Here is a 25,779-nt window from a genome sequence, read left to right as displayed (position 1 = left end):
CGCTACCCGCGCACCGCGTCGCCGTCACGGAGCTCCACCCCGCGCGACGGCCGGTACACCGCCCACACCGGCCGTCCGGCGACGACCTCCATGTCCGCCCGCCGGGGGCCTGGCAGGTTGTTCGCGTTGCCGTCCAGGCGGGAGGGCACCACCACGGCGTCCTCGTCGTTGCGGTCCCAGCTGCGGTCGAACACCGAGGCGGTGTCCACCGTCCGGCTGCCCCGGCCCGACGGCAGCGCCGCCGTGGCCCGGTTCGCGCCCAGCGCGCCGCCACCGGACTCGTGCAGCCGGTCGCTGACCGTCCCGGTGAGCGCGCCAGCCGTGGGCAGCGCGCCGCCGGAGGCATCGCCCCGGAACCCGCCGGGCCCGGCCGCCTCGTAGGAGGCCTCTGGCCGGTCCCGCCGCCGGGCCCGCCTCGGCTCGGTGACCCCGTCCGGATCCACGTCCCGCACCTGCTCCCAGAACTCGTCCTGCGGCGTCCGCTCCTGCCCGCCGCGGCCACGCAGCCGCGACCACAGGCCGGTGCGCGGCGCGGGCATCGCGTTGCCGACCGCGCCGACGGAGAGCTCCACCATCTGCCAGATCCGCCGCACCGGCTTGCCCACCAAGAAGAACACCAAGGTGACCAGTCCGGCCAGAGCCATCTGGGCGAGCAGTCCCAGTCCCCTGGTCGGGGCGAAGATCCAGGTCAGCAGGAGGGTGTGCAGCCCGGCCAGCGCGGCGATGACCACCACGTTGAGCAGGGCCGCGCCGATCGCGCGGCCGACACCGCGCAGGATCGCGTGGTAGAGCATCGCGATCAGGCCGATGATCGGCCCGGCCAGGATGACCACCCGCAGCAGCACCTGGGCGAGCAGGATGGCGGCCTTGGCCAGCAACTGGAACAGCGAGTAGACGATCGACTGGAACAGCCCGAGCGCGCCCGCGCCCATCCGGCTGCCGTCGATGCCCTGGATGTGCCCCTTGGCCCCGACCTCGTCGGCGCGGGCGACCACGCCATCGAACGCGGCCTTCTTCGCGGTGATCGGCTCCTTGCCCTGGTCCTTGCCCTCGGCCACCTCCTGCTTGCTGAAGGCCTGGGCGCGCAGCAGGTCCCGGCCGAGGTCCTTGGCCGGGGTGCTGTCCGGGGAGCCGAACTCCCCGCGCAGCCAGTTGCGGTAGATCACCTGGTCGTGCAGCACGGTGGGCAGCGAGTTCCGCTCGTCCACCCCGACCTCGCGCAGGAACCCGGCCTGGATCTGCGAGGTGCCCTTGATCAGCACGTCGTCCAGCAGGCGGGTGTAGAGCAGCGGGGTCAGGTAGGTGGCCGCGGCCAGCCAGATCGCGGCCAGCGCCCACATCGAGCGCTTGCCGATGCTGGCCAGGTCGCCCTGCCAGATGTGGCGGAACAGGAAGATCGCCAGGATCAGCGCGGCCAGCCCGAACCAGGGCGCGTAGACCGTGTCGTACAGCGCGATGGTGCCGGTGGAGACCAGGTCGTCCAACGGCTTCATCAGCTCGCCGCCGAGCAGCGCGTAGTGCAGGCCGTTGGTGGCGCCGACGATGACCTTGGCCATGTTGAAGGTCTGGTTGCCCGCCCAGGTGTCGATCACCGCGTTCGGGTTGCGCAGGCCCTCCGGACCACAGCCCAGGTCGTAGGTGTGCCAGACCAGGCCCGCGTAGCCGACCTCGTCGTAGGCGCTGCCCGGCACACCGGTGCCCAGCGGCGCCGCGTCGAAGGCGCCCACCATGCCCGAGCCGGGGCGGTCCGGGTTCGGCGCCTCCTTGCAGATGCTCTGCGCGTGGGCGGTGCCGCCCAGCATGATCTGCAGACCGAGCAGGCCGATGACCGCGGTCAGGGCCAGGCGGCGCCTGCCCCGGCCGGGGGCCGGGAGCGGTCGGGGGTTGCGTTTAGCCCGCCGCCGCGCCGCGATCAGCAGCACGGCGGCGACCACCGCCAGCAACATGATCATCGTGCGCTGCCCCGGCCGACGTGGTGCCTGTCCCCGTGCCCTTCGTTGTCCGGTGCGGTCGAAGGGGTGTACGGGTCCTCTAGGTCGTCCTCCGCCAGGCCGAGCTCGGCGGCGAACTCCGCCTCCAGCTCCTCCTCGGGGGGCAGGTCGGGCAGCACGCCGTCGACCCGGCCCGCGGTCAGGGCGGGCGCGCCGGTGGGGTTGTGCCGCATGGCATCGGGGGTGGTGTCCATGACGCCGCGCAGGTGGTTCAGGTGCGGGCCGCCGAAGTCGATCCGGATGCGCTCCACGCCGCCGGCGCCGTCGCCGAAGATGAACTGACGCGGCGAGCGGTCGCGTTCGGTGTTGGAGGTGCGCACCCCGCCGGGGCGGCGGCCGAGGCTGGCCACGACCTGCTCGTAGCCCGCGCCGACCGGGACCTTGAGCAGGCGCAGCGCGTCGGCCTGGGCGTGCTCGTCGTCGAGGCGGCCGACGAAGACCGAGTCGAGCAGCGAGACGAAGCCCTGGATCTTGAGGAAGTCGGCCGGGATCTGGCTGGAGAGCAGTACCCGGACGTTCCACTTGCGGGAGTCACGGGCGAAGCGGTTCATCAGCACCCGGCCGGTGGGCACCTCGGAGAGGAAGAACGCCTCGTCGATCCAGACGCCCTTGCGCATGTCCTTGGGCCGCTCGTAGATCGAGCGCTGGGTGAGCCAGGCGGCCAGGTTGAGCATCTCGACGCCGAGGGCCTCCGCGTCGGTCCAGTGCTCGCGGCCGACCCCGTCCTTGGGCAGGGTCAGCCCGGCCATGGTGAGCACGGTGAGCCGGTCGTCGCGGGTCTCGGCGTACGGGTCGGCGTCCCGCTCCGGGATGAGCAGCGACATCCGCTCGCGCATCTCGTCCAGGAAGTCGGCCACCACCACCGCGTGCTCGTGGTGCTCGCCCGCGTCCCGGCGCAGCGCGTCGAAGACCAGGCCGGGGTGCGCGGTGGCCCGGCCGCCGACCGCGCGGACCGCGCGCAGCAGCACGATCCTGGTCTGCGGCATCCGGGCCACCTCGTAGGGCAGCAGGCCGTTGAGCACGTCCAGCACCAGCCGCCGCCGGGTCGCGGCGGCCAGCGCCCGCTCCCGCCGCCAGGCGCGTTCCGGGTCGTCCTCGTCGGTGAAGTGCTCCAGCATCGGCTCGGCGACCACCCGGTACGGGTTGAGGATGCCGGGCTGGGCGTTGAGCAGGTTGATCGGCCGCGCGTAGGGCCGCAGCTCCGGCAGGTCGCACAGCTTCGCCAGCGGACCGGAGGGGTCCAGGATGGTCCAGTAGGCCCCGGCGCGCAGGGTCTTGTAGACCACGCCGCCGCCGAGGAAGGACTTGCCGCCACCCAGCCCGGCCACCATCGCGGTCAGGCCGGAGGACTCGCGGACCTCCTGCGCCATCCACGGGTCCCAGGCCACCGGGCGCCGGGTCGCGGTGCAGGTCTCGCCGAGCAGGATGCCGCGCCGGTCACCGACCTCGGCGGTGGCGGTGGGCACCGCGGAGGCGGCCCAGGACACCGAGCCGCGGCGCAGGTAGGCGGCCGAGGCCAGCGGCTCGCCGGGGATGAACTCCCTGGCCATCGCGAACTGGGCTTCCGGGTGCTCGATGGCGATCTTCGGCTTGTACAGGTCCACCAGCTGCTGGGCCAGCCGCAGCGCCTCGCGCTCGGTGGCGCCGGAGACCGACAGCCGCCACCAGGAGCGGACCCTGGTGGCCAGCGAGGTGAACCCGGTGGTCATCTCGTCGTCGATCTCCAGCACCCGCGCGGCCTGGCGGGCCAGCGACTGCGGCGGTTCCAGGTCGTGCTCGTCGGTGTAGTGCCGGACCTGGGAGCGCACCTTGTTCATCTGCCGCTGCAGCTCACCGGTGACGTCCTCGGGTTTGCGCACGTAGATGCGGGCAGACCACTCCACCGGCGCGGGCAGCCGGTCCGAGCGCTGCAACCACGGGTCGTCGATCTCCGGGATCTGCAGGCCGTGCATCAGGCCCACGGTGAGCACCACGACGTGCCGCTTCACCCCGGCGTTGGAGCCGGTGCGGCCGCGCACGGTGACACTGGGCGAGTACGGCTCCTGGTGGAAGTCCGCGGCGTCGGTGAAGGAGGCCAGGTCCTCCGGCTCCCAGGCCGCGCCGGGCACCGCGGGCAGGTTGCGCGGCGCGGGCAGGCCGAGTGAGCAGGAGCGGTGCATCAGCCAGGACATCTCCTCGGCGGTGACCGGCCTGCCGTCCAGGCCGGAGGAGCCGAGGATCTGGTCCAGGTGCTCCACCTCGCTGTCCAGCGCGACCAGCTCGGCGTCCACCGCCTCCGGGAAGATCTTGCGCAGCACCGGCGCGGCCCGTTCCACCGCGCGGTCCATCACGTTGCGGGTCTGCACCTGGACGCCGAGGTAGACCTCCTTCTCGGCCATCGAGCGCCCCATCAGCTGCTGCTGCTCGCCGACCATGTAGTCGTCGAAGGAGAGCGTGCCGGGGGTGTCGGGCAGGCGGCCGACCGCGTTGTGCACGTGCGCCTCGGCCCACATCCGGATCGGATAGGGGCGGGTGGTCACCCGCAGGTGCAGCCAGCGGCCCTGCAGCTCGGCGTACTGGCCGGCGATGGCGTGGATGAGGTCCTGGCGCTGGGAGTCCGAGCGGAAGGACCAGCGCTGCGGGGCCAGCCGGTACCAGGCGTAGACGTCCTGACCGGTGCGCACCAGGTGGCCGTCGATGCTGCGCGCGGAGATCGACGGGGTGTAGGTGGGGATGGCCGACTCGCCGGGTAGGCGCCTGCCCCGCTTGCTGTACACCCGCTGGTCGTTCACCTGCCCCGGCGGCAGCTGCCGCGCGTGGCGGCCGTTCTGCTCGGCGGCGCGACGGTCACGGTCACGGTTTCGACGGCGACGAAACACCGCGAACCTCCTTGGTGCGAGCACGGCGCGAACGTCCACGCCGTGACGGGGAAGAGGGTGACGGCGCGTCCGTGCCGTGACCAGATGGCATTGAGGCTGCTGAACCAGCGGCCCTCGCCGCTGTATCAGAGATCACAGAGCCATCGGAGATCACAGAGCCGGACTGGCTCTTCCCCCGTTGCTTCTTCTGCTCGGTCTTCTTGGGCTTGGGCCGGGGCCGGGCGGCGCTGACCCGGATCCTGGCCGCGGTGGCGGCCCCGCCGTTGCCCGAGGTGGTCTGGCGGGGCGCGGTGAGCTCACGCAGCCACATCACGCTGACCGCGCCCAGCGGCCGCTCCTGGTTGATCCGGGAGCAGATGACGCGGGTGATCACCACCGTGATGATGATCGCCCACGCGGTGGAGAAGAAGCTGAAGCCGAAGCCCATCCGGCGTTCGACCGCGAGGACCAGCAGGAACACGACGAGACCGACTCCCCAGGCCACGTAGCGTGCCCGCCAGGGGAAAGTGGCCTTGGGCGGGCCGAGCCACACGGCGTCGACCCGGTACACCTCGTCGTCAGTACGAATCCGCAAGCTCGATCACCCGGTGAACAGACTGGCGATCCACTTGCCGATGTTCACACCGGCGCCGCTGACCGCGAGACCGATGATGGCGAGCGCGACGATGACACCGCCGACCCGGCGCATCACACCCGCGTTGTCACCCTTGCTGCCGCCGAGCCAGAGCAGGAGCAGCGCCACCAGCAGGAGCAGCAGGGGGACGATGTTCTCCAGGATCCAGCGGGTGATACCCCCGGTTTGCAGTTGGTTGCCCTGGGCCAACGTATCCAGGAGGGTCATGGTCGTCATCGTGGGACTCCAGTGTGCTGGGGCGTGCTCAGGGCATCCGGACGCAGACGCCTGGCTTGCCCAGCGGACGGCGGTGGACGTTACGAGTAGAGCATGAGTGGCTGACAAGGTGTAGTGGACGAGGTCCCGTGAGTGGACCCGTGAGTTGCTCTCCCGGAACCGGCGCTACCTCCGAACTGACCACTCCATGATGGCTGTGCGCCACTCAGCGGTAAGCACACGACGCGGTCTTCTTGCACCAGCAAGCAGAGTTCACCCACTTGCCCAGAGAGCCGTCACAGATTGTGTTCGAGGCAACCGAACAATCGGTTGCCGATGCACATCTTCGGGCTAACGCGGGCCACATCAGGGGATTGTCGACATGGTCGAACCTGTACCCGCAAGCCAGTCCTCGCCGGTTCGTCGGCACGAGTGCCGTTGATCTGAGGCAGTCCGGGTGGGTGCGATGACCCCTCCCGGTGACCACGATGTTACCGGGCGAGCACGGTGCGACCGAGCCCGGGGTGGCCTACGCCACGCCGGTCCGCCCGAACGGAGGAACCCGTCCGGGCGAGCGGCTGACGCCCGGTGCGGACCGGGCGGATGAGCCGGCCTGTAAGCCGGATCCTGTCCCCGCCGGACCTCGCGGTCGGCGGGTGGCGGCCATCCATCTCGGCCTGCCGTCGCCGGCAGGCTCCAGCGGCCTACCCGCAGGCTCGGGCGGGCCGCCCTCGAACGCCTGCGCAGACGCCTCGCGGCGCCCTCTTGGCCTTGCTCCGGGTGGGGTTTACCTAGCCATCCCGGTCACCCGGGATGCTGGTGGTCTCTTACACCACCCTTTCACCCTTACCCGGCTCGTTCGCACGATCCGGGCGGTCTGCTCTCTGTGGCACTGTCCCGCGGGTCGCCCCGGGTTGCCGTTAACAACCACCCTGCCCTGCGGAGTCCGGACTTTCCTCGGCGGGGGATCTCGCCCCCGACGCGGCCGCCCGGCCGACTCATCCGCTTGCCGCAGTGTACGACCCCTGGTGAACGGGCTCACGCCTGGGGCGGGTGAAACACGGATGCGCAATCAACGTGAAGACTGGTCACAATTGGCGACCAACCCATTACGCGGAACGGACCAAGGGCGTTAAGTCACCGAGCGCGATAGGTTGAGCGTGTCGCGTGACGACGCGCGGCGGATGCGAAGTTTGCGCAGGTCAGCCCAGATTGGTTGGACCACTTAGCGCAGCCCGGGAATTCATTCGGTGCAGCCGAACGAGTGAATGAATGTCATCCTGATTTTTCGTGCTTGCGGCTGCCTGCCCGGCTCATTACCGTCATTGCCACGGCCGCAGAAAATAACCCCGGCGATGCAAAGGCCGCCCTCCCGTCCTTCGTTGTGAGCTGCCCCCCAGTGCACGGTGAACGGGAAACGCCGTAGGCCGCCGGTTGTCCGGGTGGGAGCAGGTGTTCCGCGCCGTTGCCTGCTCCCGCCCGGTGCGGTTGTTTTACGAGCCCGGTTCGTTTTGGGAACTTCTGTCCGGTTTCAGACGCCGGTGTCTCGAGACTAGTCCAGATGCGCGGTGTCGTTCACCAGGCGCACCGAGGCGTTGCCGTCCGGGTAGAACTCGGCGATCGAGATCGAGGCCAGGTCCAGGTGCAGCCGGAAGAGCAGCTGCGGGCCGACGTCCAGGGCCAGCCGGAGCAGTGACTTGATCGGCGTGACGTGGCTGACCAGCACCACGGTCTGCCCGGCCCGGCCGGCCAGCAGCTCGTCCCTGACCCCGGCCACCCTGCGGTGCACCTGGTCGAAGCTCTCCCCGCCCGGCGCGGGCACGCTCGGATCGGCCAGCCAGCGGGAGTGCAGCTCCGGGTCGCGCTCGGCGGCCTCGGCGAAGGTCAGGCCCTCCCAGGCGCCGAAGTTCGTCTCCACCAGGCCCTGGCTGGTCTCCGGCGCGATGCCCAGCGCCTCGCCGACGGCCTCCGCGGTCTGCCTTGTCCGGGTCAGCGGGGACGCGATCACCGCGCTGACCTCGGTGAACGCGCTGAGCCGCTTGGCAGCGGCGGTGGCCTGGCGGCGGCCGAGGTCGGTCAGCGCGGGGTCGCCGTGGCCGGAGTAGCGGCGCTGGGCGGACATCTCGGTCTGGCCGTGCCGGAGCAGGATCAGGCGGGTGGGGGTGCCCTTGGCCCCGGTCCAGGAGGTGGGCGCGGCCTGGGTGTCCGAGCGGGCCGGAGCAGCGGGCTGAGCCTCGGAGCGCGCGGGGATGGTGAGCTGGGCGCCGTCGGCCTGGGCGTCCATGGCCTGGTTGGCCAGGCGGTCGGCCTCGGTGTTGCGCTCGCGCGGGATCCAGGTGTAGCCGACCCGGTCGAACCCGGCGGCCAGCTCGCGGGCCTGGGCGGCCAGCGGTTGCAAGGCCGGGTGCTTGATCTTCCAGCGCCCGGCCAGCTGCTCCACCACCAGCTTGGAGTCCAGCCGGCACTCCACCTCGGTGGCGCCCAACTCGGCCGCGGCGCGCAGCCCGGCGAGCAGGCCCTGGTACTCGGCCACGTTGTTGGTGGCCGTGCCGATGCCCTGCGCGCGTTCGGCCAGCACCGCCCCGGTGGCGGCGTCCTTGACCACCGCGCCGTAGCCGGCGGGGCCGGGGTTGCCCCTGGACCCGCCGTCGGCCTCGACCACCACTCTCACAGGCCGGACTCCGCGGTGCGCACCAGGATCGCGCCGCACTCCTCGCAGCGGGCGACCTCGTCCGGGGCCGCCTCCTTCAGCTTGCTCATCGCGATCCGGTCCAGCTCCAGCCGGCAGGCGCCGCAGCGGCGGGCCTTGAGCAGCGCGGCGCCGGTGCCGCCCTTGGCCCGGATCCGCTCGTAGAGGGTGACCAGGTCGCTGGGCAGGCCGGCCAGCACGGTCTTGCGGCGGTCGCCGGAGCGGGCCTCGATGGTCTCCAGGTCGGCGAAGGCCTCGTCCCGGCGGCGCTGGGCGTCGGCCAGCTTCTCCTGGGCCAGGCCCTCCTGGGCGCGGGCGTGCTGGACGTCCATCTCGACCGCCTCCCGGCGCTCCATCAGCTCCAGCGACTCGTCCTCCAGGATGCCCCTGCGGCGGGCCAGGGTCTCCAGCTCGTGCTGGAGGTCGACCGAGCGCTTGGCGTCGGCGGAGTTCAGCAGCGTGCGGTCCCGGGCCTCGCGGGCGCGGACCTGGTCGATCTCGGTGTCCAGCCGCTTGGCGTCCCGGTCCAGGTCGGCCAGCGTGGTCTCCACCGCCACCACCGCGTCCTTGCGGGTGCGCAGCTCCTGTTCGGCCGTCGTGATCTCGGCCAGCTCCGGCAGGGTGCGCCGCCGGTGGGTGGCACGGTTCAGCTCGGCGTCGACCTCGGCGAGGTCGAGCAGCCGCTTCTGCACGGCGGGATCGGCTTTCACGCGGTGGTCCTCCCTGTCGCGGACGCGGCAAGCGTCCACGGATCGGTGCGTCGTGTGGAGACGTGGGCCTCGACGGTACCGGGGAACGCCCGGCGGATGACGTCGGCCGCCTGTGCGCACCACGGCCACTCGCTGGCCCAGTGCGCGACATCGACGAGCATGGGGGTGCCGGACTGGGCCAGGTGCTCCCCGGCGGGGTGGTGGCGCAGGTCGGCGGTGACGTAGGCGTCGACCCCCGCCCTGGTCGCGGCGCCCAGCAGCGAGTCGCCCGCGCCGCCGCAGACCGCGACCGTGCGCACCAGGCGTTCCGGCTCGCCCGCGGCGCGCACGCCCCAGGCGGTCTCCGGCAGGGCCACCGCCACCCGCTGCACGAACGCGCCGAAGGGCTCGGGCTCGGCCAGCTCGCCGATCCGGCCGATGCCGAGACCGGAGGGCTCCTCGGCCAGCTCGTGCAAGTCGTAGGCGGGGCTCTCGTACGGGTGCGCGGCGCGCAGGGCGGCCAGCACGGCCGCGCGCCGCCGCCGGGGCAGCACGGTCTCGATCTTGGTCTCCGGGCCGCGGTGCAGCTCGCCGCGAGCGCCGGCCGCGGGATCCGCGGTGGCCAGCGGGCGGAACTGGGCGGTGCCCTCGGACAGGAACGCGGCCTCGCGGTAGCCGTCGCCGAGCTGGGCCGCGCCCGCGGCGAACAGCGCGGCCAGCAGCGCCTCGGTGTGCCCGGCCGGGACGACCACGCTCAGCGCGTCCACCGGGTCGGCGGGCTTGGCGTCCAGCGGTCCGGTGACCCGCAGGCCGAGCGCCTCGGCCAGCGCGTCGGAGACCCCGGGGTCGGCGGAGTCGGCGTTGGTGTGCGCGCAGAGCAGCCCCGCGCCGTTGCGGATCAGCTTGTGCACCAGGCGACCCTTGGCGTCGTCGGCCGGGACCCCGTGCACCCCGCGCAGCAGCAGCGGGTGGTGCGCGAGCACCAGCTGCGCGCCGATCTCGATGGCTTCGTCCACAGTGGACTCAACGGGGTCGACGCAGACCAGCACCTTGCGCACCGGTTCGGCCGGGTCGCCGCACACCAGGCCGACCGCGTCCCAGGACTCGGCCAGCCGGGGCGGGTAGGCCGCCTCGATCGCCGCGACCACCTCGGCCAGGGTCGGGCTCATCCGCACACCACTTCTTCCTCCAGTGCCTTGAGCAGCACGGCCGCCTGCTCCGGCGGCCGTACCGCGACCCGCAGGTGGTCGGCGTCCAGGCCGGGGAAGGTGTCGGCCCGCCGCACCGCGACGCCCCGCTCCCGCAACCGGATCCGCACCCGTTCCCCGTCCCGCACCCGCAGCAGCAGGAACGGCCCCGCCGCAGGCCCGCACACCTCGATGCCGGGCAGCTCGGCCAGCGCCGCCGCCAGCGCCACCCGGTGCTCGACCCCCTCGTGCGCGGCGATCTCCGCCTCCCGCACGGCTTCCGGGGCGCAGCAGGCCGCCACCGCGGTCAGCACCAGGCTACTCACCGGCCACTGTGGACGAAGCGCGGCCAGCCGCCCGAGCAGCTCCGGCGCGCCGAGGGCGTACCCGGCGCGCAACCCGGCCAGTCCCCAGGTCTTGGTCAGGCTACGCAGCACGAGCAGACCTCGGATGTCTTCCCCCGCCACCGACTCCGGTTCGCCGGGCACCGCGTCCGCGAAGGCCTCGTCCACCACCAGCACCCGCCCCGGCCGGGCCAGGGCACGCAGTGTCTCGGCCGGGTGCAGCACCGAGGTGGGGTTGGTCGGGTTACCCACCACCACCAGGTCGGCCTCCGCCGGCACCAGCTCGGGCCGCAGCGCGTAGCCGTCCTCGGCGCGCAGCTGCACCCTGGTCAGCGGCACCCCGGCGTCCAGCAGCGCCACGTCCGGCTCGGTGAAGGACGGGTGCACCACCGCGGCCAGCCGCGGAGCCAGCCTGGGCAGCAGCGCGAACCCCTCGGCCGCCCCGTTGAGGACCAGCACCTCCTCGGGCGAACGGCCGTGCCGCTGGGCAGCGGCGACCCGCGCGGCCAGGTCCTCCTCGGCCCCCGGGTAGCGGCCGAGGCCGTCCAGCGCAGCCGCCAGCCGGTCGCGCAGCCAGGCCGGCGGGCTGGGCAGGCGCACGTTGACCGCGAAGTCGGCCAGGCCGGGCGCGGCCTCGACATCGCCGTGGTGGCGGAGGAGGGCACGCTCGGCGCTGTGGCTAGTCACAGTGGCAGGCTAAGTCATCGGATCTATAGCGTGACTCCATGACCGACCTCGACGGACTCTCCCGCCGCCGCCTGCTCGGCGTCTCCGCGGCGACCCTCGGTGGACTGGCGGTCGGGGCGGGCACCGCGGCCGGTGTACCTGGTGCTGCTCACCAGGGGCGAGAACGGCGGGCTGATCGACGTCGTCAACGGCGGCTGCGACCTGAGTTCCGCCTGTCCCGCAGGCTATCCCGGCCACCGGATCCAGCTCAGCCCGGACGACGTGGTGGCCGCGCGCACCGCCGAGTTCACCGCGGCCGCCCGGCGGCCCGGCGTGGACAAGGTGATCAACATGCGGCAGCCGGACGGCGCGTGGACCGACTACCCGGCCTCCGTCGACTACGTCCGCGGGACGATCCTGGACTTCGAGACCCGCCGCGCTGGGACCCGTCTCGCGGCCGGTACGCGCTGGGCTACCACAGCGTGCGGCTGATGATCGATCCCGCCGCGGCCGACCCCAACGAGTACATCGACGTGCCGAAGTAGCGCAGACTGGCCTGGTGCACCTCAGCTTCGTCTGCACCGGCAACATCTGCCGGTCCCCCATCGCCGCCATCGTCGTCCGCGAGCACCTGCGCCGCGCCGGACTCGACGGGCGGGTGACCGTGACCAGCGCGGGCACCGGGTCCTGGCACGTCGGTGAGCAGGCCGACCACCGGGCACGCGCGGTGCTGGCCCGGCACGGCTACCCGACCGAGCACACCGCCGCGCAGGTCGGCCCCGCGCACTCGGAGGCGGACCTGTTCCTGGCGCTGGACTCCGGGCACCTGCGCGAGCTGCGCCGCCTGGTCACCGGCGAGGTCCGGCTGCTGCGCTCCTTCGACCCGGCCGCCGACGGCGACCTGGACGTGCCCGATCCGTACTACGGCGAGGACGCGGACTTCGAGGAGGTGCTGGCGATGGTGGAGGCGGCCACGCCGGGCCTGCTGGACTGGGTGCGGCAGAAGCTGTGACCGCGCCGATCGGCAGGCTCACCGGCAGCGAAGTCGTGCACGTGCGCCCGGCGGGTGGCAGCGCGGCCGAGGTGTTCCGGGCCACCCTGGCCGACGGCCGGGAGGTGGTGGCCAAGTCCGCGGCCGAGGGCAGCAGCGTGGCCGAGGCGGCCGGGCTGAGCTGGCTGGCGGCCGCGAACGCGGTGCCGGTCCCGGTGGTGCACGGCCACGACGAGCGCTGGCTGGTGCTGGACTGGGTGCCGCCCGGCGAGCCCACGCCCGAGGCGGCCGAGCGGTTCGGGCGGCAGCTGGCCGCGCTGCACGCCAGCGGCGCGAGCGCGTTCGGCTGCCCGCCGCCGGGTGGCCCGGCCGACGCCTGGATCGGGGCGGCGCCGATGCGCAACGAGCCCGGGCCGGACTGGCCGGAGTTCTTCGTCAGCCACCGCATCGAGCCCTACCTGCGCGCCGCCGACCTGCCCGACCCCCGGCCGGTGCGCGAGGTCTGCGAGCGGATCGCCGAGCTCGCTGGACCGCCGGAGCCACCGGCCCGGCTGCACGGCGACCTGTGGTCCGGCAACGTGCTCTGGGGCTCCGACGGCGTGCACCTGATCGACCCGGCCGCGCACGGCGGGCACCGGGAGAGCGACCTGGCCATGCTCCGGTTGTTCGGCTGCCCGCAGCTGGACCGGATCCTGGGCGCCTACCAGGAGGTCGCGCCGCTGGCCGAGGGCTGGCGGGCGCGGGTGCCGCTGCACCAGCTGTTCCCGCTGCTGGTGCACGTGGTGCTCTTCGGCGGCGACTACCCGGCCCGCGCGGTCGAGGCGGCCAGGGCCGCGCTGACCGGCAGGGGGCGGCCACCGACCGGGTGACCGCGCCGCCTACCGTGGTGGGGTGCGTTGGAAGTTCGTGCTGCGACCGGGCTGGCTGGCCCTGATCGGGTTCGTGCTGCTGTTCTCCGCGGCCTGCCTGTGGATCCTGGCGCCCTGGCAGTTCCGGCAGGACCAGCGCAGGGAGGCGCAGAACAGCGCGATCACCGGCTCGCTGGACTCCCAGGCCGCTGACTACGAGACCGCGCTGCCCCCCGGCACCAACCCGGCGGACAAGCAGTGGCAGCAGGTCAAGCTGACCGGGCGGTACCTGCCGGAGGCCGAGACGCTGGTCCGGCTGCGCAAGGCCGAGGGCAAGGCCGCCTTCGAGGTGCTCACCCCGCTGCGCCTGAACTCGGGGCAGACCGTGGTGGTCAACCGCGGCTACATCAAGGTCGAGCAGGGCACCAAGCCGGTGGCCTACGACCCCGCGCCGGGCGGCGAGGTCACCGTGGTCGGCCGGGTGCGGGCCAGCGAGATCGACTCCAGCCGGCAGGAGGTGCTGGACCAGGACGGCAAGCGGCAGATCTACACCATCGACCCCACCGTGCTGGGCAAGGCCACCGGCCTGGACCTGCGGCCGGGCTACGTGCAGCTCAACGCGGACCAGCCCGGCGTGCTCGGGCTGCTGCCGCTGCCGGAGCTGGTGTCCGGGCCGTACTTCTCCTACGCCCTGCAGTGGATCGCCTTCGGCATCATGGCCCCGGTCGGGCTGATCTTCCTGCTCTGGCGCGAGGCACACCCCGAAGCGGACGAGGACGAAGAAGACGAGGACGGGGACGACCCGTCAACCCCGGCGCCGACGCCCGCGGCGCAGACCGCCGATCGCTACGGCGGCCGCCGCTGAGGCCACCGCGGACAGCCCGCCGACCACCCTGGACAGCTCCACCGCCCTGGTGACGTGCCCGGCGTCCGGGTTGCGCCCGTCGCCGAGCACCGGCCGCTCCTCCGCGCCGTGCTTGTACACCGTGCGCCCGCCCAGCCGGATCTCCAGCGCGCCGGCGAAGGCCGCCTCCACCTGACCGGCGTTCGGGCTCGGATGCGCCGAGGCGTCCAGTCGCCAGGTCCGCCAGGCGTGCTTGGCCGAACCGCCGACCACCGGCGCGCCGGCCGCGGTCAGCATCGCGGCCAGCCGGGACGGGACCAGGTTGACCACATCGTCCAGCCGGGCCGCGGCCCAGCCGAAGTTGCGGTAGCGCGGCGAGCGGTGCCCGACCATCGCGTCCAGGGTGTTGATCGCCCGGTAGGCCAGCAGGCCGGGCACCCCGGCCACCGCGCCCCAGAACAGCGGGGCGACCTGCGCGTCCGAGGTGTTCTCCGCGACCGACTCCACGGTGGCCCTGGCCAGGCCCAGCGCGTCCAGCGCCTCCGGGTCGCGGCCGCACAGGTTCGGCAGCCGCTCCCTGGCCTCCGCCAGGTGCCCGCCGTCCAGCGCGCGGCCCATCAGCGTGCCCTCGTTGGCCAGCGAACAGCCGCCCAGCACCGCCCAGGTGGCCACCGCGGTGGTCGCCGCCTGGGTCACCGGGGACCGCCTGCCCAGCTTCTCCGCGGCCGCCCCGAGCAGCACCGCGCCCCCGGTCAGCACCAGCACGTGCGCCACCCCCGGCGCCCGGTGGTCCCGGTAGAGCAGCTTCTCCAGACCTGCGGCCACCGAGCCGAAAGCGGCCACCGGATGCCCGCGCCGCGGGTCCCCGACCACCACGTCGGCGGCCGCGCCAAGTAGCAGACCGATCGCCCGAGCCGCGCCACTCATCCCCTGCCCCCCTTGCCTCACGTGAAGTCTGACGGGTGACGTTAGCGCCCCCGGCGACCCAGGATTCTGCCCGGCCAGCCCCCAGCCTCTAATGTGGCCGTCCGTGACTCAAAGCGACCCAGCGGGCGGTGAGGGCCGGCTCCGGCTCTACTCCTACCTCAACGCTGAGCACACCAGGACCTACGTGGCGATCATGCGGCTGTTCACCGCGACGCTGCTGCCCGACCTGTCCCCGAACGAGGTCGCCGCCGCGTTGAAGCCGCTGGAGCGCGAGGGCCGCCTGGACATCGGCGAGTCCGACCCCGACACCGTGGCCGACCGGCTGAAACGGCTCAAGGACTGGGGAAACCTGGTGCAGGGGCGGCGGGAGACCATCGCGGCCAGCATCGCCGAGTTCGTCCGCGGCGCGTTCCGGTACCAGATCAACAAGCTCGCGGTGCGGGTGCAGCGGGACGTGGACGAGCTGCTCAGGGTGCCCGAGGGCGCGCGCGAGGTCTCCCGCGAGCTGCTGCCCGCGATCGAGCGCGGCCTGGCCAAGCTGGGCGGCACGTTGTCCCAGGCCATGGTCGCCGAGCGGCAGGCACCGGGCTCGGCCAGCGCGAAGCGGGCCAAGGAGGAGCTGGCCGAGCAGGTCACCACGCTGTTCCTGCAGCACGCCGAGCTCGCGGTCACCGTGCGTGACTTCTACGCCTACCTGGGCCAGGTGGTCACCCGGTTCCACCTCGACCCGGAGGAGATCTCCGGCTTCCGCAACCTGCTGGTCGAGTACATCCAGATGGTCGTGGAGGACGTGCTGCGGCACACCCCGGCCATCGCCGAGTCGCTGGCCGGGCTGGCCAACGCCCGCGGCGAGCTGCTGCGCATCCTCGGCCCCACCGAACGCCTGGGCATCGCGGTCGAACGCGGGCGCGGCCGCTCGGAGACCGACTGGCGGGAGCTGACCGACTGGTTCGCCGACCGGCCCGGCCGCCCGAGCCAGGTCACCGCGCTGCGCGAGGCCACCGCCCGCGCCATCGGCTCGCTGCTGGCCAGCGTCAAGCGCGCCACCGCGGGCGGCGGGCTGCTGCCCAGCCGCCGGGCCGAGCTGCTGCAGCTGGCCGGCTGGCTGGACGCGGCCGGTCCGCACCGCTCGCACGAGCTCTACGCCGCCGCCTTCGGCCTCTACTCCGCCCGGCACCTGCTGCCCGCGCCCGAGCACGACGGCGACGACGAGCACACGCCGTGGCGGGACGGCCCGGTGGTGGAGGTGACGGTCAGCGTGCGCAGCCGGGGCGACCGCGGCGCGCGCGGCCGCGCCTCGCGCATCCAGGACGACCCGATGCTCCAGGAGACCCTGCTCGCCCAGGCCAGGGAGGCCGACCGGCAGCGGGCCGCCGCGGTGGCCGAGCTCTCCGCCGCCGCGCCCGCGCTGGCCACCAGCAACCTCTCCCCCGCGGCCCTCGAGGTGCTCTGCGAGCTGCTGACCATGGCCATGGCGCAGCGCGAGCGGGACACCGACACCGGCTCGGCGGCCGACCCGGTGCACGGGCTGCGACTGACCATTGACCACGTTCCCGATCAGGTGACCCAGATCGCCACCTCGGGTGGGGTGCTGACCCTGCACCACGCGGCCGTCTCGCTGGGAGCCCAGCAGTGAGCCGCAGGCCGAGCGGGATCGGCATCCTGGACGAGCTCTCCGACATCGACGCGGCCAACGTCACCCGCTGCGCCCGCACCCTGCTGCGCCGCCCGCTGCTGCGCGCCGACGGCCCGGACGGCGACCTGCTGCCACTGGTGTTCCGGCACCGCAACGCTTTGCACGACCTGTTCGCCTCGCTGCTGGGCTACCGCCTGGTGGTGCAGCGCCGCTACGCCCGGCTGTACAAGGCGGGCCCCGGCGCCGACCCCACCAGGGGCGAGCCCGGCCTGTCCCCGCGCGGCTACGCCTACGTCGCGCTGACCATGGCCGCGCTCACCGGCGTCGGCCGCCAGGTGCTGCTGTCCCGGCTGGTCACCGAGGTGCGCGCGGCCGCGGTGGAAGCGGGCATCGAGGTGGTCGACGACCTCGGCGACCGGCGCGCGCTGACCGCCGCGCTGCGCCACCTGCTCGGCCTCGGCGTGATCACCGAGACCGAGGGCTCGGTGTCCACCTGGTCCGGCGACGCCATCTCCGAAGCGCTGATCACCGTGGACACCGACGTGCTCGGCCACCTGCTGGCCGGGCCGGTCGGCGACGTGGACACCCCGGAGGAGCTGGTGGCCAAGGCCGCCGAGGCCGGACCGGCCGGGATGGAGCAGACCACCGAGCACGCGGTGCGCCGCAGGCTGGTGGAGAACCCGGTGGTGCTGCACGCCGACCTGCCGCCGGAGCAGGCCTCCTGGCTGAAGAAGAACCAGCGCCGCGAGTCGCTGCTGCTGGACCGCTGCTTCGGGCTGGTCACCGAGGCGCGGCTGGAGGGGATCGCGGTCACCGACCCCGAGGAGTACCTCACCGACCTGGCCTTCCCCTCCACCGGCACGGTCGCCCGGGTCGCGCTGCTGGCCCTGCCGGAGCTGCTGGCCGAGCACGAGGCGCGCGCCGACGGCAGGCACCCGGTGTCCCGGCAGCGGTTGCAGCAGATCTGCGCCGAGCTGGTCGAGTCCTACCCCGCCGCCTGGTCCAAGCAGGCCACCGAGGACATCGACGGACTGGTCGACGAGGTGCTCGAACTGCTGGTCAACACCGGCCTGGCGCGCTGGGAGGAGCCGGACTGGCTGCTCTCCCCGGTCGCGCACCGCTGGGTGCCCGAACCCGATGACACCCCTGGCAGCAACACTGCCCAGGAAAAGGAAGAAGCGCCGCCGCCACCGGCGAGCTGGTCGCTTTTTGATGAGGAGGGACCCGCGTGAACCGCTGGCGGCTCAACCGGGGCGGCATCGTCAACATCTGGCAGTACGCCGAGCAGGAGTTCGACTTCTCCGGCGGCCGGGTGATCTTCCAGGGCACCAACGGCTCCGGCAAGTCCCGCACCCTGGAGCTGCTGCTGCCGCTGTGCCTGGACGGCGAGCTGCGGCAGATGGGGTCCAAGGGCTTCGACACGGTCAGCATCCGGCGGCTGATGCTCGATGACTACCAGGGCGGGCCGAACCGGATCGGCTACGCCTGGATCGAGCTGGTGCGCACCGACGACGCCGGCCAGGACGAGTACCTGACCTGCGGCATCGGCGTGAAGGCGTCCAAGACCTCGCAGCAGGTCAGCGACTCCTGGCGGTTCATCACCCCGTGCCGGGTGGGCAAGGACGTCCTGCTGGTCGGCGCGGACCGGGTGCCGGTCGGCCCCGGCCAGCTGCGCGAGCTGCTCGGCGCGGACGCGGTGCTGGAGGAAGCGGGCTTCCGGGCCCGGATCGCGGAAAGCGTCTACGGCGTGCCCGCCGACCGCTACGGCGACCTGCTGCACCTCCAGCGCACCCTGCGCAACCCCGACGTCGGCCTCAAGGTCCTAGAGGGCCAGCTGGAGCAGATCCTCAGCGACGCGCTGCCGCCGCTGGAAGCCGGGCTGATCGAACGGCTGGCCACCTCCTTCGACGACCTGGAGTCGATCAGGGAGAACATCGTCCGGCTGACCACCGCCGACGGCGCGCTGCGCACCTTCCTCACCGCCTACTCCGGCTACGCCCTGGCCGCGCTGCGCACCGCCGCCGAAGGCGTCAAAGCCGCGCACGACACCCTCCAGCGCCTGCTCGCCGAGCTGAGCAGGCTGGAACGCCGCAAGGCCACCGCGCAGGAGGAGCGCACCGCCGCCGACGCCCAGGTCGCCGCGCTCGAAGAAGCCGAGAGCGAACTGGCCATGCGGATCGAGGCGCTCAAGGCGCTGCCCGCCTACCAGGGCATGCGCGACCTGGCCGACCGGGAGAAGCTGGTCGCCAACACCCGCAAGGCCGCCGAGACCGCGCTGGAGGTGGCCAGCAGGCAACGCGCCCAGGAGGACCGCGGCGTCGACTCGGTGCTCTCCGTGCTGGACCGCCTCGGCCGGGACACCGCCGCCGCGCAGGACCTGGCCGACCGGGCCGGTCAGCTGCTGCACACCGCGGGCCTGGACCGCGGCCTGTGCCCGGTGGTGCCGACCGTGCCGCCCGCCGAGGTCACCGAGACCACCGAGCCGGTCAGGGCCAAGCCCGAAGCCGAGGCCGCGCCGCTGTCGGTCACCCGCCGCGCCGTGCCCGACCTGGACCCCGACGAGCTGCTGGAAGCGCTGGCCACCGCCGCGAACCAGGCCGCCGAGGCCGCCACCGAGGTGCGCCAGCGCGGCGCGCTCACCCTGATGCTGCACCAGCGGGCGGTGGAGTCCGACCGGGCGCTGCGCAAGGTCGAGGAGCTCCAGCGCAACGCCAAGGAAGCCCAGATCGGCGCCACCGACGCCGCGGGCCGTCGCAACCAGACCGCGCAGGAGCTGCGCGAACACGCCGAGCACTGGGCCAACCAGGTCCGCGAGTGGGCCGAGGCCGCGCCCGAGGGCGGCGCCGAGGTGGACCGGCCCGCGCCGCCGCAGCCGGAGAGCCTGGTCATCGACCGGGCCGGGGCGCGCGCGGTGCGCGAGGAGTTCCGCCAGTGGGGCACCCCGCACCTGCAGTCCGCCACCCAGCGGGTGGTCGCCGCCGACCAGGCCTGCGCCACCGTCCGCGAGGCCATCCGCGAACGCGAGACCGAGCTCGCCGCCCTGCGCCGCGGCCAGGAACGCGCCCCGGCGCTGCCCGCCGGTGACCGGCCCGCTGACCTGGGCGAGTCCTTCTACCGCCTGGTCGACTTCGCCGAGAGCCTGCCCGAGGCCGAACGCGCGGGCCTGGAAGCCGCGATGCAGGCCAGCGGCCTGCTCACCGCCTGGGTCCGCGCCGACGGCACCCTGGCCCGGGCCGGCTCCGCCGAGGTGGTCGCCGGCGCCGCCGCGCCCGTCCCCGGCCGCACCCTGGCCGAGGCGCTGACCACCGCCGCCGAACCCGACAGCCCCGTCCCGGCCGACCTGGTCGGCTCACTGCTGTCCGCGGTCGCCCTGGCCGGTCCCGGCGAGGACCTGCCGGACACCGCGCTGGCCCTGTCCACCGACGGCCGCTGGCGCGCCGGCGTGCTCTCCGGCTCCTCGGTCAAGGAGGCCGCCGAGCACATCGGCGCCGGCGCCCGCGAGGCCGCCCGGCAGCGGCGCATCCTCGGCCTGGAGGACGAGCTGGAGCAGCGGCGCGGCGAGCTGGCCACCGCCCAGCAGCGCCTGGAGGCCCTGCGCAGGCAGGCCACCGGCTGGGAGAAGCACCTGGCCGCCTTCCCGCACGACGACGAGCTGATCGCCGCGCACGCCCGGCTGGCCGGGGCCAAGGAAAGCGCCGAGGAGGCCGAGCACCGCGCGCTGACCCTGCGCGAGGAGCACTCGCACGCCGAGGACCACTGGCGGGCCGTGCAGTCCGAGCTGACCCACGCCGCCACTGAGGCCGGGCTCTCCGCCGACACCGCCGCGCTGGAACAGGCGCACCGGGCCGCCGAGCAGGTCCGCGGCACCGTGGACAGCCTCAAGGAGGCCCTCACCGAACGCTGCGCCGGCTCGATCCGCCAGCTGGCCGACGCCCTGCACAACCACCGGGTCGCCCTGGGCGACCGGGAGCAGGCCGAGGCGCAGGCGGAGTCCCGCTGCGCCGAGTACGCCGAGCAGGCGGCCGCGCTGGCCGAGCTGACCTCGGCCATCGGCGGCGAGGCCAAGCAGGTCGCCGAGTCGCTGGCCGCGCTGGAGGCCGAGCACAAGCGGGCCAAGGCCGACCTGCCCGGCGCGCGTGAGCGGGTGGCCGAGGTCCGCGAGGAGGCCACCAAGATCGCCACCCTGCTGGAGACCAAGCAGCAGCAGCGCACCGGCCGCCAGCAGGAGGTCAGCACCGCCGAGGCGGCCTTCCGGGACACCCTGGCCGCCCCCGGCGTGTGGAGCGCCGCCCTGCCCGATGCCGAACCGCCGGACACCGACAACCTGCTGGCCACCGCCGACCGCCTCGGCGCGGCCGAGGACCGCCGCCCGGCCAGCGAGGGCACCGTGATCGGCCGCCTCCAGGCACTCCAGTCGGCACTGGCGGGCTCGCACAACATCACCGCCGAGACCACCGCGGGCATCCTCACCGTCACGGTCACCTCCGAGGACGGCCCGCGCCCCGTCGCCGACGCGGCCGCCCTGGTCGCCACCCGCCTCGCCGACCAGCGCGGCTACCTCGGCGAGCGCTACCAGGAGATCTTCTCGGATTATCTGATGCGCGACCTGGCCGAACGCCTGCGCAGCCAGATCGCGGTGGCCGAGGACCTGTGCCGCCGGATGAACGAGGTGCTCGACCGGGCCCGCTCCAGCCAGGGCGTGCACGTCCAGCTGGAATGGCGCCCCTCGGCCGCCCTGGACGAGGCCACCAGGGACGCCCTGGAGCTGGTCCGCACCCCCTTCGCCCAGCGCAGCCAGGACCAGGACGCCACCCTGCGCCGCGCCTTCACCGAACGCATCGAGGCCGAACGCGACGCCCACTCCGCCGGCTACGCCGAGATCCTGGGCCGCGCCCTGGACTACCGCTCCTGGTACTCCTTCACCGTCCGGGTCCGCGACACCGGCCCGGACAGCAAGCCCAGGGTCCGCCGCCTCCGCCAGCTCTCCTCCGGCGAGACCCGCCTGGTCTCCTACGTGACCCTCTTCGCCGCCGCGGCCAGCTTCTACGACGCGGTCAGCGCCAACGAGGAAGGCTGGCACCCACTCCGCCTGGTCCTGCTGGACGAGGCCTTCGAACGCCTCGACGACCCCACCATCGCCCGCATGCTGGGCCTGCTGGTCGACCTGGACATGGACTGGATCATCACCTGGCCCAGCGGCTGGGGCGTCTCCGGCAAGATCCCGCGCATGCACATCTACGACGTGCTCCGGCCGAAGAACGGGGGCGGCGTCGCCTGCACGCACACCACCTGGGACGGCGCGGGGCTGGACCGGGAGGACGTCTGATCACGACTAGAGTGCGATAATGCAGGTGAGTCGAGTGTTGGAGGTGGAGGCAATGTCAGCTGCCATCGAGCACCCCATCGGCCCCTACACGGTTGAGGACTGGCTGGCGTTGGACCCTTCGGTGGACGGGTCCCGCCTCGAACTGATCTTGGGATACCTGCACGTGACTCCAGCTCCGACCGGCGAACACCAGTGGGCCGCCTCCATCCTCGTTCAGCTGCTACGCGAGACGCTGGTTTCGGCTGACCGGACTGACCTGTATGTGGTGCCCGCTGTGAACGTTCGGATCAGCACCCCGTGGCGGACCGCGCTGATCCCCGATGTGGTCGTGCTCGATGTCAAACCGCGTGGCGTGAGCTTCGCTCCGGACAACCTCCAACTGGCGGTGGAAATCTGGTCGCCGGGCAACGATCGCGCGGAGCGGGAGACCAAGCTCTCCGCTTACGCCGGTGCCGGGGTCCCCTTCGTCTGGACCTTGGAGCAGGACAAGCTGGGCGCGATGACGGTCACCGCCTATCGGCTCGACAAGGGCAAGTACGTGGAAGAGTCGCAGGTCAAGCCGGGTTCCTGGGCCACGATCACCGCAGCGCCGGTCCCGGTGCGCCTGGACCCTGCGCAGCTCACCGTCTAGCTGTCCCAGTCCCGGCGGCGGCCCAGGATCGCCAGCAGCCGGGTCTGGTCGTCGGCGTCTGCCTGCACCTCCACCGGCTCGCCGAAGTACTGCCCGTCGGCGAACTCATCCGCCTTCGGCAGCACCCTGGCCAGCGCGAACTCCACCAGCTGCGCCGGCAGCCGGTCATCGGAGCCGATCGCCTTGGCCAGGTCCCAGCTGTGCACCACCGCGTCCAGGGTCATCTCCGCGCAGTAGTCGGCCACCGGGCTCGGCCCGTAGGACAGCGCGACCGTGCCCTCCAGCGCGCCCGGCTGGTTGAACGCCGCCCTGGCCTGCTCGGCCGCCTTGGCCCACACCCCGGCCGGGTCGTCGCCGAGCACGTCGCCGTCGAACTCCGCGCCCACCTCCGCCGGGCTCCGCCGCTGCGAGACCAGCGCGGGCACCCACAGCTGCTCGCCGGTGAGATGACCGACCAGGTCGCGCACCGACCACTCCGCGCACGGGGTCGGGGCGTCCCAGGCCGAACCGCGGACCGCGTGCACCAGCCCGCCGAAGAGGTCCAGCGCTTCCGCGTGGCGGGACAGCAGTGCCGTGGTCATGGGGTCCCCGTTCCCGGGCGGGTACCTCTTAAAACTGAATCTCGTCGTCCATTCGTAGGGTTATGGCGATAAGTGCGCGCGTCCTAGCGTCCAGACCCAACTGCCGCATCCACCCTGCTGCGCGCAGTGCATCTCGGCGAAAATGCGAGAGGACGGACATGTCCGTATCACGGCGGATCCCCATCGCGGGCGTGGTGGCCGCGCTGGCGACCAGCGCCCTGTTGTTGTTCCAGCAGACCGGGGCCCCTGCGCCCGAACCAGCCGCCAAGGCCGACAGCGCCCAGGCCGAGCAGAAGCAGGCGATGTTCGTCTACCGCGTCGTGGACGCGGTCAAGGACTCCGAACGCCTCATCCAGGTCGGCTCGGACGTGCTGGAGCAGCGCGACGGCGATGACCTGTTCGTGCTGGGCAACGCCGAGGAGGCGAGCCGCCTGGCCAAGGCCGGGTTCAGCACCAAGGTCGAGTCGGTCATGGCGCCCGCGCCGTGGACCGCGCCCAAGCCGCACAACAACAGCGAGCCGCTGGGCGTCAACGACATCAACGAGACCTACTACGGCGGCTACCGCACCGTCCGGGCGCACCACTCGCACCTGGACAAGGTGCTCGCCGACTACCCCGCGCTGTCCACCGGCGTGACCTACGGGCAGTCCTGGCGCAAGAGCACCGGCAAGCCCAACGGCTACGACCTGCGCGCCATCTGCCTGACCAAGAAGCAGGCCGGGGACTGCGCGCTGAACACCAGCGCGCCGAAGCCGCGCTTCTTCCTGATGGCCCAGATCCACGCCCGCGAGATCACCACCGGTGACATGGCCTGGCGGTGGATCGATCACCTGACCCAGGGCTACGGCAAGGACGCCGAGGTCACCAAGCTGATGGACACCACCGAGATGTGGGTCGTCCCGATCACCAACCCGGACGGCGTGGACATCGTCCAGCAGGGCGGCAGCTCGCCGCGCCTGCAGCGCAAGAACGCCAACAACACCAACGGCTCCTGCGGCACCGGCGGCCAGATCGGCGTCGACCTCAACCGCAACGCCAACTCCCACTACGGCCAGTCCGGCACCTCGACCAACCCGTGTGCCGAGACCTACCGCGGCCCGCGCGCGGACTCCGAGACCGAGCTGAACTCGCTGCAGTCGCTGTTCACCAAGCTCTACCCGGACAAGCGCGGCGACGGTGACACCACCCCGGCGGCCAAGGACACCAAGGGCCTGATGATCACCTTCCACAGCTACACCAACGGGATCATCTTCCCCTGGGCGCACCGGGCCAACACCTACACCGGCAACGACGCCAGCCTGCGCCGGATGGCCAAGGACATGGCGGGCATCACCGGCTACACCTACGGCACCGCGCCGCAGGTCGTCGGCTACGCCGCCTCCGGTGGCACCGAGGACTGGCTCTACGACAAGCTCGGCGTGCCCGGTTTCACCTTCGAGATCGGCCCGGCCAGCGGCACCTGCGGTGGCTTCCTGCCGCCGTACTCCTGCCAGACCAGCACCTTCTGGCCGAAGATCAAGCCGGCCCTGATGTACGCCGCCAAGCAGGCCGCGGCGCCGTACGCCAGCTGACCCGCTCCACGGGAAACCGGGGCGCCCCGCATCTCTGCGCGGGGCGCCCCGGCCCGTGTCCGGAGCCGGTCAGCCCACCTGGACCTCGTGCACCTGCACGCCGGTCAGCGAGCGCACGAAGCTGGCGCCGAAGGCCGAGGACGGCGTGTGCGCCCCGCTGGCCACCTCGCCGGTGCGGATCCGCTGCACCGCGCGCACCACCGCGTCCGCGGTCAGCTCGTAGCCCTCCGGCGCGGTCAGGGTCCGGCTCACCGTGCGCCCCTGCGCGTCCCGCACCTGGCCCCACACCTCGGAGCTGGACACGGCCCGCTCCGCCTCGGTCGGCCCGGCGACCCGGTTGGCCAGTGCGGTCAGTCCCTTGCGCACCAACGAGTTGCGGAACACCGGCAGCACGTACCGCTGCGCCTTGAACAGCGGGGCTGGCACGCCGAGCGCGGCGTAGACCACGATGTTGGGGATGCCGGTGGAGCGGTAGGCGGTGCTCACATCGCCCCACGGGATGGAGATGACCTCGCGGCGCTTGCTCGGGAAGTCCACCGAGCGCACCCGCCACCCCGGCGGCACCGGCCGGATCTGCCCGTTGATCCGGGCCCGGCCGCCAAGGCCGAGTGACTCCACCGTGGTGCGCAGCGTGCCGGCGCTGGCGCTGGCCATCCCGGCGAAGGCGAGCTCCAGGTGGGTGGCGCCGGGCAGGTCCGCGGCCAGCATGGCGGCCAGGCAGTCGGTGGGCACCACGTCGAACCCGGCCCCCGGCAACAGCACCACCCCGGCCCGCTCGGCCTCGGCGGAGCGCTGCGCGATCTGCTCGAACACCGCGATCTCGCCGGTGATGTCCAGGTAGTTGACCTTGGCGTCCAGACAGGCCCGCACCATCGGCGCGGCGGTGGCCGAGAACGGTCCCGCGCAGTGCGCCACGGTGTCCACCCCGTCCAGGTGCCCGGCCAGCCGCTCGTCCAGCCCGAACACCCGGTACGGCAGCCCCAGCCGCTCGGCCAGCGGGACCACCTTCTCGGCGGCCCGGCCAGCCAGCACCGGCGTCTCGCCGCGGCGCACCGCCAGCTCGGCGATCAGCTGCCCGGTGTAGCCGTTGGCCCCGTACACCATCCACGTCATGCCCAGCAGCATGCCCAATTCGAACGGGAGTTACCAGGGGGTAGCCATGCTGCTGCCC

Annotated in this window: 19 protein-coding genes, 1 other RNA gene and 1 pseudogene; 9 read left to right on the top strand and 12 right to left on the bottom strand. The window is 72.9% G+C overall.

Going from position 1 to position 25,779, the window contains the following annotated elements:
• Nucleotides 1-2: 2 nt before the first annotated feature.
• From M8C13_RS18890 to cobC, 9 genes and pseudogenes are all read right to left on the bottom strand, one after another.
• The gene (locus M8C13_RS18890) at nt 3-1,952 is read right to left on the bottom strand and encodes a chloride channel protein (RefSeq protein ID WP_252481937.1); all 1,950 of its coding nucleotides are present in this window, start codon (nt 1,950-1,952) and stop codon (nt 3-5) included.
• Nucleotides 1,949-4,777: an ATP-binding protein gene (locus M8C13_RS18885; protein WP_256509307.1), complete on the bottom strand. Its 2,829-nt coding sequence runs from the start codon at nt 4,775-4,777 to the stop codon at nt 1,949-1,951. The genes M8C13_RS18890 and M8C13_RS18885 overlap by 4 nt, the downstream gene beginning before the upstream one ends.
• A 268-nt stretch (nt 4,778-5,045) precedes the next feature.
• Nucleotides 5,046-5,423: pseudogene (locus M8C13_RS18880) on the bottom strand (hypothetical protein); the annotation flags it as partial.
• 6 nt (nt 5,424-5,429) lie between these two features.
• Complete coding sequence (locus M8C13_RS18875; RefSeq protein ID WP_185002384.1) at nt 5,430-5,699, bottom strand: hypothetical protein; 270 nt, start codon at nt 5,697-5,699, stop codon at nt 5,430-5,432.
• Nucleotides 5,700-6,278: 579 nt separating this feature from the next.
• An RNA gene (gene rnpB / locus M8C13_RS18870) (RNase P RNA component class A) lies at nt 6,279-6,679 on the bottom strand.
• Nucleotides 6,680-7,230: 551 nt separating this feature from the next.
• Complete coding sequence (locus tag M8C13_RS18865) at nt 7,231-8,343, bottom strand: bifunctional RNase H/acid phosphatase (protein ID WP_252481957.1); 1,113 nt, start codon at nt 8,341-8,343, stop codon at nt 7,231-7,233.
• A gap of 2 nt (nt 8,344-8,345) precedes the next feature.
• The gene (locus M8C13_RS18860) at nt 8,346-9,077 is read right to left on the bottom strand and encodes a zinc ribbon domain-containing protein (RefSeq protein WP_252481936.1); all 732 of its coding nucleotides are present in this window, start codon (nt 9,075-9,077) and stop codon (nt 8,346-8,348) included.
• Nucleotides 9,074-10,225, bottom strand: a complete 1,152-nt coding sequence (locus M8C13_RS18855) for a Nif3-like dinuclear metal center hexameric protein (protein WP_252481935.1) — start codon at nt 10,223-10,225, stop codon at nt 9,074-9,076. The genes M8C13_RS18860 and M8C13_RS18855 overlap by 4 nt, the downstream gene beginning before the upstream one ends.
• On the bottom strand, nt 10,222-11,274 hold the full coding sequence (cobC, locus tag M8C13_RS18850) for an Rv2231c family pyridoxal phosphate-dependent protein CobC (RefSeq protein ID WP_252481934.1): 1,053 nt from the start codon (nt 11,272-11,274) through the stop codon (nt 10,222-10,224). The genes M8C13_RS18855 and cobC overlap by 4 nt, the downstream gene beginning before the upstream one ends.
• Before the next feature lie 99 nt (nt 11,275-11,373).
• Between cobC and M8C13_RS18845 the strand changes: the two genes are divergently transcribed.
• The 4 genes from M8C13_RS18845 to M8C13_RS18830 all read left to right on the top strand — a co-directional run bounded on the left by M8C13_RS18845 (nt 11,374) and on the right by M8C13_RS18830 (nt 13,957).
• A complete protein-coding gene (locus tag M8C13_RS18845) occupies nt 11,374-11,745 on the top strand; it encodes a PIG-L family deacetylase (protein WP_252481933.1) in 372 nt (123 codons plus the stop codon).
• Between the two features lie 67 nt (nt 11,746-11,812).
• Nucleotides 11,813-12,265: a low molecular weight protein-tyrosine-phosphatase gene (locus M8C13_RS18840; RefSeq protein WP_252481932.1), complete on the top strand. Its 453-nt coding sequence runs from the start codon at nt 11,813-11,815 to the stop codon at nt 12,263-12,265.
• Nucleotides 12,262-13,113 carry a fructosamine kinase family protein gene (locus M8C13_RS18835; RefSeq protein WP_252481931.1) on the top strand — a complete coding sequence of 284 codons (852 nt, stop codon included), beginning with the start codon at nt 12,262-12,264 and terminating at the stop codon, nt 13,111-13,113. Before M8C13_RS18840 ends, M8C13_RS18835 begins: the two co-directional genes overlap by 4 nt.
• A 22-nt stretch (nt 13,114-13,135) precedes the next feature.
• Nucleotides 13,136-13,957, top strand: coding sequence for an SURF1 family protein (locus M8C13_RS18830; protein ID WP_252481930.1), 822 nt, complete (start codon nt 13,136-13,138; stop codon nt 13,955-13,957).
• Here M8C13_RS18830 and M8C13_RS18825 read toward each other — a convergent pair.
• Nucleotides 13,898-14,863: a cobalamin biosynthesis protein gene (locus M8C13_RS18825; RefSeq protein ID WP_252481929.1), complete on the bottom strand. Its 966-nt coding sequence runs from the start codon at nt 14,861-14,863 to the stop codon at nt 13,898-13,900. The genes M8C13_RS18830 and M8C13_RS18825 overlap by 60 nt on opposite strands.
• A gap of 103 nt (nt 14,864-14,966) precedes the next feature.
• Here M8C13_RS18825 and M8C13_RS18820 point away from each other — a divergent pair, with 103 nt between their 5' ends.
• Genes M8C13_RS18820 through M8C13_RS18805 form a run of 4 tightly spaced genes read left to right on the top strand, consistent with a single transcriptional unit; the run spans nt 14,967 to nt 22,456 of the window.
• The gene (locus M8C13_RS18820) at nt 14,967-16,499 is read left to right on the top strand and encodes a DUF2397 family protein (RefSeq protein WP_252481928.1); all 1,533 of its coding nucleotides are present in this window, start codon (nt 14,967-14,969) and stop codon (nt 16,497-16,499) included.
• Nucleotides 16,496-17,731 (top strand): TIGR02678 family protein, encoded by a 1,236-nt coding sequence (locus tag M8C13_RS18815; protein ID WP_252481927.1) that lies wholly within the window; start codon nt 16,496-16,498, stop codon nt 17,729-17,731. Before M8C13_RS18820 ends, M8C13_RS18815 begins: the two co-directional genes overlap by 4 nt.
• Complete coding sequence (locus M8C13_RS18810; RefSeq protein ID WP_252481926.1) at nt 17,728-21,825, top strand: TIGR02680 family protein; 4,098 nt, start codon at nt 17,728-17,730, stop codon at nt 21,823-21,825. Before M8C13_RS18815 ends, M8C13_RS18810 begins: the two co-directional genes overlap by 4 nt.
• A 34-nt stretch (nt 21,826-21,859) precedes the next feature.
• Nucleotides 21,860-22,456 carry a Uma2 family endonuclease gene (locus M8C13_RS18805; protein ID WP_252481925.1) on the top strand — a complete coding sequence of 199 codons (597 nt, stop codon included), beginning with the start codon at nt 21,860-21,862 and terminating at the stop codon, nt 22,454-22,456.
• Here the strand turns inward: M8C13_RS18805 and M8C13_RS18800 are convergent.
• Nucleotides 22,453-23,037 (bottom strand): TIGR03086 family metal-binding protein, encoded by a 585-nt coding sequence (locus M8C13_RS18800; RefSeq protein WP_252481924.1) that lies wholly within the window; start codon nt 23,035-23,037, stop codon nt 22,453-22,455. The genes M8C13_RS18805 and M8C13_RS18800 overlap by 4 nt on opposite strands.
• Nucleotides 23,038-23,195: 158 nt before the next feature.
• Between M8C13_RS18800 and M8C13_RS18795 the strand changes: the two genes are divergently transcribed.
• On the top strand, nt 23,196-24,608 hold the full coding sequence (locus tag M8C13_RS18795; RefSeq protein ID WP_252481923.1) for a M14 family zinc carboxypeptidase: 1,413 nt from the start codon (nt 23,196-23,198) through the stop codon (nt 24,606-24,608).
• 69 nt (nt 24,609-24,677) lie between these two features.
• Here M8C13_RS18795 and M8C13_RS18790 read toward each other — a convergent pair whose 3' ends face one another.
• Nucleotides 24,678-25,721 (bottom strand): trans-acting enoyl reductase family protein, encoded by a 1,044-nt coding sequence (locus M8C13_RS18790; protein WP_252481922.1) that lies wholly within the window; start codon nt 25,719-25,721, stop codon nt 24,678-24,680.
• Between the last annotated feature and the right edge of the window lie 58 nt (nt 25,722-25,779).

The sequence above is a fragment of the Crossiella sp. SN42 genome, assembly GCF_023897065.1.
Classification (GTDB): domain Bacteria; phylum Actinomycetota; class Actinomycetes; order Mycobacteriales; family Pseudonocardiaceae; genus Crossiella.
The sequence above is the reverse complement of the archived record's forward strand: the minus strand, read 5'-3'. Positions and strand labels throughout refer to the sequence as shown.

Excerpts from the sequence above, each read along its gene's own strand:
- M8C13_RS18890 (WP_252481937.1), bottom strand. The coding sequence starts at position 1,952 with ATGATCATGTTGCTGGCGGTGGTCGCCGCCGTGCTGCTGATCGCGGCG.
- M8C13_RS18875 (WP_185002384.1), bottom strand. The coding sequence starts at position 5,699 with ATGACGACCATGACCCTCCTGGATACGTTGGCCCAGGGCAACCAACTG.
- M8C13_RS18855 (WP_252481935.1), bottom strand. The coding sequence starts at position 10,225 with ATGAGCCCGACCCTGGCCGAGGTGGTCGCGGCGATCGAGGCGGCCTAC.
- M8C13_RS18825 (WP_252481929.1), bottom strand. The coding sequence starts at position 14,863 with ATGAGTGGCGCGGCTCGGGCGATCGGTCTGCTACTTGGCGCGGCCGCC.
- M8C13_RS18800 (WP_252481924.1), bottom strand. The coding sequence starts at position 23,037 with ATGACCACGGCACTGCTGTCCCGCCACGCGGAAGCGCTGGACCTCTTC.
- M8C13_RS18795 (WP_252481923.1), top strand. The coding sequence starts at position 23,196 with ATGTCCGTATCACGGCGGATCCCCATCGCGGGCGTGGTGGCCGCGCTG.
- M8C13_RS18790 (WP_252481922.1), bottom strand. The coding sequence starts at position 25,721 with ATGACGTGGATGGTGTACGGGGCCAACGGCTACACCGGGCAGCTGATC.